The organism is Pseudomonas sp. WS 5412 (assembly GCF_012985615.1).
Lineage (GTDB): Bacteria > Pseudomonadota > Gammaproteobacteria > Pseudomonadales > Pseudomonadaceae > Aquipseudomonas > Aquipseudomonas shahriarae.
The window spans coordinates 49891-62671 of record NZ_JAARMB010000020.1; the positions used below are offsets into that span (position 1 = coordinate 49891).

Annotated in this window: 14 protein-coding genes and 1 tRNA gene; 9 read left to right on the forward strand and 6 right to left on the reverse strand. The window is 59.2% G+C overall.

Features of this window, described 5'->3' with window-relative positions; all coding sequences use genetic code 11:
• Positions 1–32: 32 nt before the first annotated feature.
• From pal to HBR94_RS22545, 5 genes are all read left to right on the forward strand, one after another.
• Complete coding sequence (gene pal / locus HBR94_RS22525) at positions 33–533, forward strand: peptidoglycan-associated lipoprotein Pal (protein ID WP_029300299.1); 501 nt, start codon at positions 33–35, stop codon at positions 531–533.
• A 6-nt stretch (positions 534–539) separates the two neighbouring features.
• Positions 540–1364 (forward strand): tol-pal system protein YbgF, encoded by an 825-nt coding sequence (gene ybgF / locus HBR94_RS22530; RefSeq protein WP_057445194.1) that lies wholly within the window; start codon positions 540–542, stop codon positions 1362–1364.
• A gap of 165 nt (positions 1365–1529) precedes the next feature.
• A complete protein-coding gene (gene queE, locus HBR94_RS22535) occupies positions 1530–2177 on the forward strand; it encodes a 7-carboxy-7-deazaguanine synthase QueE (RefSeq protein WP_057441364.1) in 648 nt (215 codons plus the stop codon).
• 1 nt (position 2178) lies between these two features.
• On the forward strand, positions 2179–2868 hold the full coding sequence (gene queC / locus HBR94_RS22540) for a 7-cyano-7-deazaguanine synthase QueC (RefSeq protein WP_057960521.1): 690 nt from the start codon (positions 2179–2181) through the stop codon (positions 2866–2868).
• Between the two features lie 63 nt (positions 2869–2931).
• Positions 2932–3007, forward strand: a tRNA-Lys gene (locus tag HBR94_RS22545).
• Positions 3008–3230: 223 nt separating this feature from the next.
• On the opposite strand, the gene HBR94_RS22550 is transcribed toward HBR94_RS22545, so the two are convergent.
• Positions 3231–4088 carry a hypothetical protein gene (locus HBR94_RS22550; RefSeq protein WP_170045567.1) on the reverse strand — a complete coding sequence of 286 codons (858 nt, stop codon included), beginning with the start codon at positions 4086–4088 and terminating at the stop codon, positions 3231–3233.
• Between the two features lie 155 nt (positions 4089–4243).
• Here HBR94_RS22550 and HBR94_RS22555 point away from each other — a divergent pair, with 155 nt between their 5' ends.
• Entirely contained in the window at positions 4244–4648 is a 405-nt protein-coding gene (locus HBR94_RS22555; protein WP_057440007.1) for an antitoxin Xre-like helix-turn-helix domain-containing protein, read from the forward strand.
• Positions 4642–5334, forward strand: a complete 693-nt coding sequence (locus HBR94_RS22560) for an RES family NAD+ phosphorylase (RefSeq protein WP_057444165.1) — start codon at positions 4642–4644, stop codon at positions 5332–5334. The genes HBR94_RS22555 and HBR94_RS22560 overlap by 7 nt, the downstream gene beginning before the upstream one ends.
• Positions 5335–5344: 10 nt before the next feature.
• Here the strand turns inward: HBR94_RS22560 and lldD are convergent, their stop codons facing one another.
• Positions 5345–6487 carry an FMN-dependent L-lactate dehydrogenase LldD gene (lldD, locus tag HBR94_RS22565; protein ID WP_057440006.1) on the reverse strand — a complete coding sequence of 381 codons (1143 nt, stop codon included), beginning with the start codon at positions 6485–6487 and terminating at the stop codon, positions 5345–5347.
• Positions 6488–6595: 108 nt separating this feature from the next.
• Between lldD and HBR94_RS22570 the strand changes: the two genes are divergently transcribed.
• Both HBR94_RS22570 and nadA read left to right on the forward strand, forming a co-directional pair.
• Positions 6596–7486, forward strand: coding sequence for a LysR family transcriptional regulator (locus HBR94_RS22570; protein WP_057440005.1), 891 nt, complete (start codon positions 6596–6598; stop codon positions 7484–7486).
• A gap of 220 nt (positions 7487–7706) precedes the next feature.
• A complete protein-coding gene (nadA, locus tag HBR94_RS22575; protein WP_029300280.1) occupies positions 7707–8765 on the forward strand; it encodes a quinolinate synthase NadA in 1059 nt (352 codons plus the stop codon).
• Positions 8766–8900: 135 nt separating this feature from the next.
• On the opposite strand, the gene HBR94_RS22580 is transcribed toward nadA, so the two are convergent.
• From HBR94_RS22580 to HBR94_RS22595, 4 genes are all read right to left on the reverse strand, one after another.
• A complete protein-coding gene (locus HBR94_RS22580; protein WP_029300279.1) occupies positions 8901–9389 on the reverse strand; it encodes an RDD family protein in 489 nt (162 codons plus the stop codon).
• Between the two features lie 96 nt (positions 9390–9485).
• Positions 9486–9698, reverse strand: coding sequence for a cold-shock protein (locus HBR94_RS22585; protein WP_029241865.1), 213 nt, complete (start codon positions 9696–9698; stop codon positions 9486–9488).
• Between the two features lie 388 nt (positions 9699–10086).
• Positions 10087–11211, reverse strand: a complete 1125-nt coding sequence (gcvT, locus tag HBR94_RS22590; protein ID WP_170045568.1) for a glycine cleavage system aminomethyltransferase GcvT — start codon at positions 11209–11211, stop codon at positions 10087–10089.
• Between the two features lie 39 nt (positions 11212–11250).
• Positions 11251–12627 (reverse strand): L-serine ammonia-lyase, encoded by a 1377-nt coding sequence (locus tag HBR94_RS22595; RefSeq protein WP_057960516.1) that lies wholly within the window; start codon positions 12625–12627, stop codon positions 11251–11253.
• Positions 12628–12781 lie beyond the last annotated feature (154 nt).

The window sequence follows — 12781 nt, forward strand, 5'->3', positions numbered from 1 at the left end:
TTAACACACTGGGGTTCATTAGGAGTTTCACGATGGAAATGCTGAAGTTTGGTAAGTTTGCTGCTCTGGCTCTGGCTCTGTCCGTAGCCGTTGGTTGCTCGTCTAAAGGCGGCGACAATGCCGGTGAAGGCGCAGCTGTTGATCCAAACGCTGGTTACGGCGCTAACACTGGTGCAGTTGACGGCTCCCTGAGCGAAGAAGCTGCTCTGCGCGCAATCACCACTTTCTACTTCGAATACGACAGTTCGGACCTGAAGCCAGAAGCCATGCGCGCTCTGGACGTTCACGCGAAAGACCTGAAAGGTAACGGCGCTCGCGTTGTTCTGGAAGGCAACACCGACGAACGTGGTACTCGTGAGTACAACATGGCACTGGGCGAGCGTCGTGCGAAAGCCGTTCAGCGCTACCTGGTACTGCAAGGTGTTTCCCCAGCTCAGCTGGAACTGGTTTCCTACGGTGAAGAGCGTCCAGTTGCTACCGGCAACGACGAGCAATCCTGGGCTCAAAACCGTCGCGTCGAACTGCGTAAGTAATTCGTCATGCGAACGTGCCGTCGTGTAGTAACCGTATTGGCTCTCAGCCTCGCACCGCTTGCGGTGTGGGCTGCGGTTCCCGTGGAAGATAGCAACTCTGGCTATAACAATAGTGGGAGTAGTTATCCACCAGCAGGTTATGGCACGAACGGCGCCTATGCAGGGGGAGCGGCTACTGCCGCTCCCTCGGCACAGGGCGAGCTGTTTAACCAGCTGCAACGCATGCAGGATCAATTGGCACAGCAACAAGGTGCGATTGAGGTTCTGCAAAATGAAGTGAACCGCCTGAAGCAAGAAGGCCTGGAGCGATACCAGGATCTTGATCGGCGTATAGGAACCGGCGTTACACCTGCCGCGACTCCTGAGAATTCTTCTGCCGGTGGCGCTGCAAGCGCCGCCGGTGGTGCAGCCGCAGGCGCCGCACAGGCCCCTGCAGCCAGCAGCGAACCGGCTGATCCGGCCAAGGAAAAGCTGTATTACGATGCAGCCTTCGACCTGATCAAAGCCAAGGACTTCGACAAGGCCAGCAAAGCGTTCACCGCTTTCCTGGGACGTTATCCAAACAGCCAGTACGCGGGCAATGCCCAGTACTGGTTGGGTGAGGTCAACCTGGCCAAGGGTGATTTGCAAGGTGCAGGCCAGGCGTTTGCCAAGGTCAGCCAGCTTTACCCCAAGCATGCCAAGGTGCCTGATTCGTTGTACAAACTGGCTGACGTAGAGCGCCGCCTGGGTCATACCGACAAGGTCAAAGGCATTCTGCAGCAAGTAGTGGCCCAATATCCTGGGACCTCTGCTGCCCAGTTGGCTCAGCGCGATTTGCAGCGTTTGTAAGCACTGCTGTCCCGCTTGGAAGAAACCCGCGCCTGTCGCGGGTTTTTTCGTTAGAATCCACGCCCTTTTATGAAATACGCTTTTTGGGGTTCACGCTTTGCCGGGATCCCATGAAGTGCCTGACGGAGGCGGACAGCCTGTTTAGCTGTTACGCCCGTGGCGACTATGCAAGACACATTACGCATCACCGAAGTTTTTTACTCGTTACAGGGTGAAACGCGCACTGCCGGCCTGCCCACAGTATTTGTGCGCCTCACCGGCTGCCCGTTGCGCTGCCAGTACTGTGACAGCGCCTACGCCTTCAGCGGCGGCACCATTCGTACCCTCGACGACATCCTGGAGCAGGTTGCAGGCTTCCGGCCGCGCTACGTCTGCGTGACAGGCGGCGAGCCCCTGGCCCAGCCCAATGCCATTCCTTTGCTCAAGCAGCTGTGTGACGCCGGTTACGAAGTGTCGCTGGAAACCAGTGGTGCCCTGGACATTTCCGCGGTCGATCCTCGCGTCAGCCGAGTGGTTGACTTGAAAACCCCGGACTCCAAGGAGGCGCATCGCAACCGTTATGAGAACATCGAGCTGCTGACGGCCAACGACCAGGTCAAGTTCGTCATTTGTTCGCGGGACGACTATGACTGGGCCAACTCCAAGCTGATCCAGTACGGCCTGGACCGACGCGCCGGCGAGGTGTTGTTCTCTCCAAGCCACCATGACTTGAACGCTCGCGACCTCGCTGATTGGGTGGTTGCGGACAACCTGCCGGTGCGCCTGCAATTGCAGCTGCATAAATACCTTTGGAATGACGAGCCGGGACGCTGAAATGACTGAACAAACGACTGATCAAAAACGTGCGGTAATCCTGCTGTCCGGCGGCCTTGACTCCGCCACCGTGGTGGCGATGGCCCGTGCCGAGGGTTACAGCTGCTACACCATGAGTTTCGACTACGGCCAGCGTTCCCATGCCGAGTTGCACGCCGCCGCCCGGGTTGCTCGCGACCTCGGCGTGGTGGAGCACAAGGTAATCGGCCTGAACCTCAATGGTATTGGCGGCTCGGCCTTGACTGACAACACCATCGACGTGCCTGAGGCGCCCACAGAGGGCATTCCGGTCACCTATGTGCCGGCCCGTAACACCGTGTTCCTCTCGCTGGCCCTGGGCTGGGCAGAAGTGCTCAACGCCCGTGACATCTTTATCGGCGTCAACGCGGTGGACTACTCCGGCTACCCGGACTGCCGCCCAGAGTTCGTCGAATCGTTCGAGCGTATGGCCAACCTGGCGACCAAGGCCGGCGTAGAAGGCCACGGCTTCCGTATCCAGGCGCCGCTGCAAAACCTGAGCAAGGCGGATATCGTCAAGGCGGGTGTAAGGCTGGGTGTCGACTACTCGCTGACTGTTTCCTGCTACCAGGCGGACAATGATGGTCGTGCCTGTAGGAAATGTGACAGCTGCCGCCTGCGTGCTGAAGGCTTCCAAGCGGCCGGAATTACTGACCCAACGCGTTATTTCTGATTTATTTAAAATAAGGTGTTGAATAATCCTTAGAAATCAGTATTATACGCGCCACCACACAGCGGGTCGTTAGCTCAGTTGGTAGAGCAGTTGGCTTTTAACCAATTGGTCGTAGGTTCGAATCCCACACGACCCACCATTTTTGGCGGTTTAGAAAATCCGGAAGGCCCACGTAAGTGAGGATTTCCGGGTTTTTTTTTGCCTGGTGCAAAAGCACGCGCAGGGCTCTCTGGGAGCGTGACGTGCTGCTTGCCGGTTAGACATGCAGCCGTCTGCGGCGACCATTCATTTCGTGGGTGGGTTGATGTCGATCGGCTGAAGATGGGCTTCGGCTGCCCCTGAACCGTGCCCCAACCCTAGGCTCAAAGCTGCTTGGCTCCATTCATCCAAGGGCTGTAGTCCACCTCCACGTAACCCTGGGGCAGGCCTTGAGGATAGTTGGCAAACCCCGGCATCTGTCGCAAGTCCAGTCGTTTGCACTGCGTGACAAGGCGCTGCTGCAACGCGCTATCTACCTTGAAGCCTTGTGAGCGGTACGGGCTTTGATTCAGGTTGACCATGCACTCACTCACTTTGCCCTGAGCATCGGCGATGAAGTGGAAGCTCGCGACGCCAATACTCTGGGGGTCATGCCCGACAAACAATTGTTCACGGAAGAAGCGGATCTGCCGGTAGAGGTCGATGCGCTTTTTCTGCAGTTGTTGCTGTTCTTCCGAAAGCCCAATCAGAGGGGTGAACACCATGGGGGCGATAATCTTTTGGGTGTCCTTGGCATCGGCGAAGACCTTGGGCGAGACTTCGGGAAACAAGGTGGTCCAGCACAGTTCGGTGACCAATTTGGCCAGCTTTGCCTGGCGCAGGTTGTTCTGGCCCTCGTTGGGCAGCAGGGTTCCGCGTTGGGCTGAGCAGTCCACTACGTGGTTCTGCGCATCGACGGTCAGGATCATATTCATCACCCCCGTCAGTTCCTGTTCATTGGCGGCCAGGGCATAGCCGCGCAATATCGTTTGGAACGTAGTGACGAATTTTTCGTCTTTTTGTTGCAGCTGTGCTGCCGCTGAGGCTGCCGCCTGTTCGGGGGTGTGGCTCTGGCAGCCGGACAGTGACAGCAGGCTTGCACCGAACAAGGCCAGGAGCCAGCGGGACGAAGAAGGCGCGTTGAATTCCATTTCTTGGGGGCTCGTGCACAAAGAGATTGGGAAGAGGTAGACGGGAACCATTCTCACCCATCAGGCGGTAAAGTGCGATTCGAAATACAAAAACCACACTGCTGATGGTTTTGGTTGTAATAGCTGACGTTTATCCAACGCTGGTTTGCTCTGTAGACTCATATTGTCTATATTTGAATCTATAGATTAATTCCGAGGTGGCAACCATGAGCCTAGCCCTTCAAGCACAGCCCTTCACCCGGGAGCAATGTGTCGCCGGACTCCGGGCGGCCGTGGGCATCCTGGAAAAATGGCAGGCCAGCAGCGACCAGGCCTGTCGCATCCTGCGTATCTCGCGCAGCACTTATACCCGTGCGCGGCAGCGCGATGCCGCGTGGTCGGTGAGCCTGGATGCCGACCAGATGCAGCGCATCAGTTTTGTGCTGAACATCCACGCCACGCTGCGCATGGTGTTCGATAACCCCGAGAACGTGTACGGCTTTGCGGCGATGGCCAACGACAATGCGTTTTTCAACGGGCGCTCGCCCCTCGAGGTTATGGCCCAGGGCGATATGATTTCCCTGTACGAGACCTTCCGCCGTATTGACGTGTTGCGTGGTGCGCAATGGTGAAGGTGAGCCAGTTGGGCGATTTGCCCAGCGGGCCGTTGCACGCCTATCGCCTGGTCAATTCCAAATTCCCGCCGATTGCGTTGTTTGACGATGTGGCGGATGCCGACGAGTTTGAGGCGCTCTATCAGATCCAGGCCCTGACCAACCCACGATTGGGCAATGAGGTCGGTCGGATCGAGCTGATACCCCGTAGGGAAATCCCCTTCGGGATTGTGGGATGTTCCTACGCCATTGCCCCGTTCACCCACGTCAATCCGGCCGGATCGCGTTTCAGCGCGGGTGATTTTGGCGTGCTGTACCTGGCGGCCACGGTCGAGACGGCACTGGCAGAAGTGCGTTATCACCAGAACCAGTATTGGTCCGGAGTTCATGGCCTTAACTATGAGCGCTTTGTTTTTCGTGGGCTGTCTTGCACCTTTGCCGGCGACGCCATGAAGGATGCGACGTCGGTGCCGATGAGCGATCCGATCTACGACCCTGACGACTACAGCTACGCCCAGCGCTTGGGGGGCGCGCTAAAGAAGGCCGGTTGTCCCGGCCTTCGTTACCTGTCGGTGCGCTCAGAAGGCGATCACTGCTGGGCGTTGCTGACACCCAGGCCGGTGTCGTCGATTGTCCAGGCCGCCCATTACGAGATGGTCTGGAATGGACAGATCACCAGTGTCAGCAAAATCAGCGAAGCCTGAGGCTGGCGGGTCAGATCTGCCCGCGCACCAGGATTGACTCATCAATCTGCGCAATCGACGTAACCCCGGTCAGGGTCATGGCCACGCGCATTTCCTTGGCAAAGATATCCAGCAGATTCTCTACACCGCGCTGGCCATCGGCAGCCAGCGCATAAGCAGGCGCTCGTCCCAGCAATACGCCACGGGCGCCGAGGGCGAGCATGCGCACCACGTCCAGCCCCGAACGCACCCCGGAGTCCACCAGCACCGTGAGGTCGCTGCCAACCGCCTGGGCAATCTCAGGCAGAGCCTTGGCGGTGGACAACACACCATCGAGCTGGCGGCCGCCGTGGTTGGACACGACGATGCCGTCGGCGCCGAAACTCACCGCGTCCTTGGCGTCCTGTGGGTCGAGGATGCCCTTGATGATCATTGGGCCCTTCCAGAACTCGCGGATCCACTCCAGGTCTTTCCAGCTGATGGAGGGGTCGAAGTTGGTAGCGAGCCAGCCGATGTAGTCTTCAAGGTGGGTCGGTTTGCCCAGGTATTTGGAGATATTGCCCAGGTCGTGGGGGCGGCCCATCAGCCCTACATCAAACGCCCAGGCCGGTTTGGTCACGGCCTGCAACATGCGCCGCTGGGCGGCGTACGGGCCGGACATGCCGGAGTGGGCATCACGGTAGCGGGCGCCGGGGGTGGGCATGTCGACGGTAAACACCAGGGTTTTCACCCCGGCGGCTTGCGCACGTTCCAGGGCGTTTTTCATGAAGCCGCGGTCTTTCAATACATACAGTTGAAACCAGATCGACTGCGCCGTCTGCGACGCTACTTCCTCGATCGGGCACACCGACACGGTCGACAGGCAAAACGGCACCCCTTTATTGGCCGCCGCGTTGGCCACCTGGACTTCCCCGCGTCGGGCAAACATGCCGGTCAGGCCTACCGGGCTCATGACCACCGGCATCGCCAGCGGTTGGTCGAACAGCGTGGTCTCCAGGCTCAGGCTCTCGACGTTGCGCAGGACACGCTGGCGCAGGCTGATGTCTGCCAGGTCCGAACTGTTGGCCTTGAGGGTGTGCTCGGCGTACGCGCCACCGTCAATATAGTCGAACAGGAAACGCGGCAGTTTGCGGCGTGCGGCTTCGCGGTAATCCGATGCGGACGAAATGATCATGAACAGTGAGGCCCCGGAATAAAGAAAACGGTGGGTGGAGGATAGTCAAAGGCATTTCATGGTAAAAACAACTTTTACAACTTCATTCAAGTCGCAAATGGAATAGTCATGAACCTGCGAACGCTGCGAGCCTTTGTCGAAGTGGTGCGCCAAGGCAGTTTCTCACAGGCGGCGGAGATGGTTTCGCTTACCCAATCGAGCGTCAGCAAAGCGGTCAAGACCCTTGAAGAAGAGTTGGGCACGCCGTTGTTCAGTCGTATCGGCCATAAGAGCGAACTGACAGCAGCCGGTGAAATTGCCTACCGCCGCGCCCTGGTGTTGCTCGCCGAGCGCAGTGACTTGGTCGCCGAGATCAACGACCTGCTGGGGCTCAAGCGTGGCGTATTGCGCATTGGCTTGCCGCCGGTGGGCAGTGGTGAATTGTTTGCGGCGATGTTTGCAGTGTACCGCCAGCGTTACCCACAGATAGAGATTGAGCTGATCGAGCACGGCAGCAAGAAGCTGGGCGAGTGCCTGCAGGCGGGGGAGGTGGATGTGGCTGCGCTACTGGTGCCGGTGGAGGGCGAGTTTGAGTATCAGGACGTGCGCGTCGAGCCGCTGATGGTCGTCCTGCCCAGCAGCCATCCATTGGCCGGGCGTGAGAGTGTGGATTTTTCCGACCTGTCCGACTCGCCATTCATACTGTTCGAAGCCGGTTTTGCCTTGAACCGCATCATTCTTTCCGCCTGCGAGCGTCGCGGTGTATCGCCGAAGGTTTCGGTGCGCAGCGCCCAGATCGACTTTATCGTCGACCTGGTGGGCGCGGGCCTGGGAGTCGCCTTCCTGCCGCGCATGCTGGCCTACAAACACTTGCATGCCGGCATTGCCCTGATTGCCCTGGATGAGCCTCAGACCGACTGGCATATTGCTTTGACCTGGCGGCGCAATGCTCATCTGCCGCCGGCTGCACGAGCCTGGTTGGACCTGGCCAGGGAAATGGGCAATGTCCCTGCGCCCTAAACGATGCCAATGTCGCGGGATATCACCCGTATGCTCCCGGCGGGTAGGCGTTTTGCGGCATATTAGGCTTTTGAATCCATTCGATATTCTGTAGCCTTGCGCAGCTTCACCTTAACCCGTGCTTGATGAACACAATCACTTCGTCCGGCGGCGCCCGAAGGGCTCCGGAGCCGGTGGTACACTCGACTTTCGCGCAACTGCGCCTGCAGGTCTTGCGAACATGACGCAAATTTCCGAACGCCTTCTGGTCCAAGCCCACCTCGATGCCAAGCAGCCCAAGGTGCTCAGTGCCGAGCAAGAGGCAAGCTTACGTTCTGCCATTGCTGCCGAGCTCAAGGCTCAAGACGCGGTGCTGGTGGCGCACTTCTATTGTGACCCGGTGATTCAGGCCCTGGCCGAAGAAACCGGTGGCTGTGTTTCCGACTCCCTGGAAATGGCCCGCTTCGGCGCCGCCCACCCGGCCAAGACCGTACTGGTCGCCGGCGTGCGCTTTATGGGCGAGACAGCGAAAATCCTCACCCCCGAAAAGCGCATCCTGATGCCGACCCTGGAAGCCACATGCTCCCTGGACCTGGGTTGCCCGGTGGAAGAGTTCTCGGCGTTCTGTGACCAGCATCCGGAACGCACCGTGGTGGTGTATGCCAACACCTCGGCGGCGGTCAAGGCCCGTGCCGATTGGGTGGTGACCTCCAGTTGCGCCCTGGAAATCGTCGAAAGCCTGATGGATAACGGCGAGACCATTATCTGGGGCCCGGACAAGCACCTGGGCACCTATATCCAGCGCCAGACCGGTGCCGACATGCTGCTGTGGGACGGTGCCTGCATCGTCCACGAGGAGTTCAAGTCCAAGCAGTTGGAAGACATGAAGGCGCTGTACCCGGACGCAGCGATCCTGGTACACCCGGAGTCACCGACCTCGGTCATCGAGTTGGCCGATGCCGTGGGTTCCACCAGCCAGTTGATTGCGGCGGCGCAGCGCTTGCCGAACAAGACGTTTATCGTCGCCACTGACCGCGGCATTTTCTACAAGATGCAGCAACTGTGCCCGGACAAGGTGTTTGTCGAAGCGCCAACCGCCGGCAACGGCGCGGCGTGCCGCAGCTGTGCGCACTGCCCGTGGATGGCGATGAATACCCTGGAGCGCACGTTGCAATGCCTGCGGGAAGGCAGCAACGAGATCTTCGTCGAGCCGTCCTTGATCCCCCATGCCGTGCGCCCACTCAAGCGCATGCTGGACTTTACCCAGGCGGCCCGCCTGAAGCTGGCGGGCAACGCCTGATCCACGGCTGATGCAGTAAAAAATGAGGGAGCGGGCTTGCCCGCGAGGGCGGTGGATCAGTCTGCACATGTAGTGACTGACACACCGCCCTCGCGGGCAAGCCCGCTCCCACATTTGGATCTTATTGGCCTGGGGCTATTTCTTTTTCTTCGGGATCCGCACCAATTGCGTGTCCGAATAGATGTCATGCCAGGCCCGCTGTTTCTTGTCCACCAGCGACCAGATAAACCCCAGCCCCGCGCACAACCACGACGCAATCGACACCACAAAACGCAACAGCGCCTGCCACAGGCTGATGCGCGAGCCGTCCGCATTCTGCACACGTACGCCCCACACCTGCATGCCCAGGGTCTGTCCGGAATGGGTCCAGAACTTGGCGAAGAAGCCAAACAGCACAAAAAACAGAATCGTCGACAGCAACGGATCACCGTCCAGGGCGCCGGACTCCGAGAGCGTGCGCATCTTCGCTTCACCGACAAAGGCAATCCACACCAGTTTATAGAGGAAGGCGGTGACGATCAGCAGGGCGGTACACAACAGGAAGTCATAGAACATCGCTGCCAGACGACGGCCCAGGCCAACGGCGGGGAATTCGCCTTGGGGGCTTAGCAGGTGTTTCGACATGGCTCGGCTCTCTGGAGGAAAAAAGCCATTTTACGGACAAACGCACATAAAAAAGCCTCTGATGTCACCATCAGAGGCTTTTTGTCGCAGTAAGGATCAGGCTTCTGCTTGTACTTCGTCAGCCTGCATGCCTTTCTGGCCCTGCACGGCGATGAAGGTCACTTTCTGGCCTTCTTTCAGGCTCTTGAAACCGTTGCCCTGGATAGCGCGGAAATGCACGAACAGATCCGCACCGCTTTCTGGAGTGATAAAACCAAAACCTTTCTCGTCGTTAAACCACTTGACGGTACCGCTCTGACGTTCAGCCATTTTCTTATTTCCTTGACGCTAAAAATTAATGACAGCCCCTTTCACCTGAAAGAGTACTGGGCTGGGTTGCAGGAAAGTAAGAGACGTCGAACGGGTTGTAGCAAACTTTGGCTACTGCCCAGGTCCAGGTTCAAAGCGACCCATGCAAACACAGTGGGCAAACTCTACGACAACTAACACAGAAAAAACAAGCCCTCTGCAAGCCACGTATTTACTCGCCTTCATGACACTTCGGTCAACATTGCGGCACTGTGTTATTCGATAGCGTGGGTCACTTGTTATAGGTTAATCGATATAACATTGACTATCGTCAGTGCACTGTTTTATGGCGGTTGCGTTACAGATTAGTGCAAATGAACACAACCGCGTTACTTATAGGAACAGTCGATCAGCCACGGTAGTAACGTTGTGGCACGAATGGCATTTTACTTACACGAAGTGGCACCTTTTTCCCACGCACTAATGCAGAGACTTCGCTCTCCAGCGCGGTAAAGGCCGTGTCGAGGTAGCCCATGGCGAGCGGGCCGCCGAGGCTCGGGCCAAAGCCGCCGCTGCACACACGGCCGATCACGGTACCGTGTTCATCGACAATCTCGGCGCCTTCACGGACCGGGGTGCGTTCCTGGGGCAGCAGGCCAACGCGTTTGCGGCTGACGCCGGTTTGCTGCTGGGTGAAAATCCGATCTGCCCCCGGGAAGCCCCCGGCACGCGCGCCATCGTCGCGACGGGCCTTGGAAATCGCCCACAGCAGGCTGGCTTCAATCGGCGTGGTCTCGGTGTTCATATCGTGGCCATAGAGGCACAGGCCGGCTTCCAGGCGCAGGGAGTCGCGGGCGCCGAGGCCGATAGCTTCGACTTCAGTTTCGGCCAGCAGGCTACGGGCCAGGCTTTCGGCACTGGCCGCAGGCACCGAGATTTCAAAACCGTCTTCGCCGGTATAGCCGGAACGGCTGACGTAGCACTCGACCCCCAGCAGGCGCAGGGGCGCGAACTGCATAAAGGTCATCTTGGTCACTTCCGGCGCCAGGCGCGCCAGCACTTTCACCGCTGCCGGGCCTTGCAGGGCCAGCAGGGCGCGTTCTTCAAACAGTGGCTCGATCTGGCATTGCTCGCCCAGATGCTGGCGCAGGTGCGCCAGGTCCTGATCCTTGCAGGCGGCGTTGACCACCAGAAACAGCTCGTCGTTACCCAGGTTGGCGACCATCAGGTCGTCGAGGATGCCGCCCTGGTCGTTAGTGAACATGGCGTAGCGCTGCATGCCCACGGGCAGGTCGATGATATCCACCGGCACCAGGGTTTCCAGGGCCTTGGCAGCGTTGGCGCCGGTCAGGCGGATCTGGCCCATGTGCGACACATCAAACAACCCGGCCTGTTCACGGGTGTGCTGGTGTTCTTTCATCACGCCCAGGGGGTATTGCACCGGCATGTCATAACCGGCGAACGGCACCATGCGTGCGCCCAGTTCAAGGTGCAGGGCGTGCAGTGGGGTTTTCAACAGGGTTTCGGTGGACATATTCAGCTCCTGAAAAACGTGCTGGCGCGTTTATAAGCATCAGCACTCGATAATGTTGACGGCCAAACCGCCACGGGCGGTTTCCTTGTATTTGCTTTTCATATCGGCGCCGGTCTGGCGCATGGTGCGGATCACCTTGTCGAGGGACACGAAGTGCTGCCCATCACCGCGCAAGGCCATGCGCACCGCATTGATCGCCTTCACCGAACCCATGGCATTGCGCTCGATGCAGGGCACCTGCACCAGGCCGCCAATCGGGTCGCAGGTCAGGCCGAGGTTATGCTCCATGCCGATTTCGGCGGCGTTCTCCACCTGGGAGACGGTGCCGCCCAGCACTTCACACAAGGCTCCGGCGGCCATGGAACAGGCCACGCCCACTTCGCCCTGGCAGCCGACCTCAGCCCCGGAGATCGAGGCGTTTTCTTTGTAGAGGATGCCGATGGCCGCGGCGGTCAGCAGGAAGCGCACCACCCCGTCCTCATTGGCGCCGGGGATAAAGCGCATGTAGTAATGCAACACCGCCGGCACAATCCCGGCGGCACCGTTGGTGGGCGCCGTGACCACGCGCCCGCCGTTGGCGTTTTCTTCGTTGACCGCCAGGGCATACAGGTTGACCCAATCCAGCACCGACAGCGGGTCGCGCAGCGCCGATTCCGGGTTCTTGCACAACTGGCGATGCAATGCGGCCGCACGGCGCTTGACCTTCAAGCCACCGGGCAGGATGCCTTCATTGCGACAGCCGGCCGCCACGCAGTCCTGCATGACTTGCCAGATCTTCAGCAGGCCGCTGCGGGTCTCGGCTTCCGGGCGCCAGGCGCTTTCGTTGGTCAGCATCACCTGGCTGATGGACAGCCCATAGGTGGTGCAATGGCCAAGCAAATCCTTGGCGTGCTTGAAAGGGAAGGTCAGGGGCGTGGCGTCTTCGACGATCCGGTCGGCGCCGGCCGCGTCTTCATCCACCACAAAACCACCGCCCACCGAGTAGTACTCACGGCTGCGGATCTGGATGCCGGCTGCGTCAAACGCACGAAAGATCATGCCGTTGGGGTGGTAGGCGAGGGGTTTGCGAATCATCGCCAGGTGTTCTTTCTCGTTGAACGCAATGCTGTGTTCACCGAGCAGGTTCAAGCGAGCGTCGCCGCGCATCTGCACCAGGCGTGCGGCCACGGTTTCGGTGTCGACGGTGTCCGGGTGTTCACCTTCCAGGCCCAGCAGCACGGCCTTGTCACTGCCGTGGCCTTTGCCGGTGGCGCCGAGTGAACCGTAGAGTTCCACCTTGACGCAGGTGGTGGCGTGCAACAGGTCGTCCCGCTTGAGGCCCTCGGCGAAGCGGGCGGCGGCACGCATCGGGCCAACGGTGTGGGAACTGGAGGGGCCGATGCCAATCTTGAACAGGTCGAACACGCTTAAAGACATGAGTTGTTCTCCGGTTTCTTATTATTGGAAGCAAGCTGTTCTGCGCAATGCGATCACTGTGGGAGCCGGGCTTGTGTAGGCGCTGGCTTGCCTGCGATGCAGACACCTCGGTCTATCAGTGGCGCCGAGGTGAGGCTATCGCAGGCAAGCCAGC

Coding starts and splice junctions, on each gene's coding strand:
- pal (WP_029300299.1), top strand. CDS start 33: ATGGAAATGCTGAAGTTTGGTAAGTTTGCTGCTCTGGCTCTGGCTCTG.
- ybgF (WP_057445194.1), top strand. CDS start 540: ATGCGAACGTGCCGTCGTGTAGTAACCGTATTGGCTCTCAGCCTCGCA.
- queE (WP_057441364.1), top strand. CDS start 1,530: ATGCAAGACACATTACGCATCACCGAAGTTTTTTACTCGTTACAGGGT.
- queC (WP_057960521.1), top strand. CDS start 2,179: ATGACTGAACAAACGACTGATCAAAAACGTGCGGTAATCCTGCTGTCC.
- HBR94_RS22550 (WP_170045567.1), bottom strand. CDS start 4,088: ATGGTTCCCGTCTACCTCTTCCCAATCTCTTTGTGCACGAGCCCCCAA.
- HBR94_RS22555 (WP_057440007.1), top strand. CDS start 4,244: ATGAGCCTAGCCCTTCAAGCACAGCCCTTCACCCGGGAGCAATGTGTC.
- HBR94_RS22560 (WP_057444165.1), top strand. CDS start 4,642: ATGGTGAAGGTGAGCCAGTTGGGCGATTTGCCCAGCGGGCCGTTGCAC.
- lldD (WP_057440006.1), bottom strand. CDS start 6,487: ATGATCATTTCGTCCGCATCGGATTACCGCGAAGCCGCACGCCGCAAA.
- HBR94_RS22570 (WP_057440005.1), top strand. CDS start 6,596: ATGAACCTGCGAACGCTGCGAGCCTTTGTCGAAGTGGTGCGCCAAGGC.
- nadA (WP_029300280.1), top strand. CDS start 7,707: ATGACGCAAATTTCCGAACGCCTTCTGGTCCAAGCCCACCTCGATGCC.
- HBR94_RS22580 (WP_029300279.1), bottom strand. CDS start 9,389: ATGTCGAAACACCTGCTAAGCCCCCAAGGCGAATTCCCCGCCGTTGGC.
- HBR94_RS22585 (WP_029241865.1), bottom strand. CDS start 9,698: ATGGCTGAACGTCAGAGCGGTACCGTCAAGTGGTTTAACGACGAGAAA.
- gcvT (WP_170045568.1), bottom strand. CDS start 11,211: ATGTCCACCGAAACCCTGTTGAAAACCCCACTGCACGCCCTGCACCTT.
- HBR94_RS22595 (WP_057960516.1), bottom strand. CDS start 12,627: ATGTCTTTAAGCGTGTTCGACCTGTTCAAGATTGGCATCGGCCCCTCC.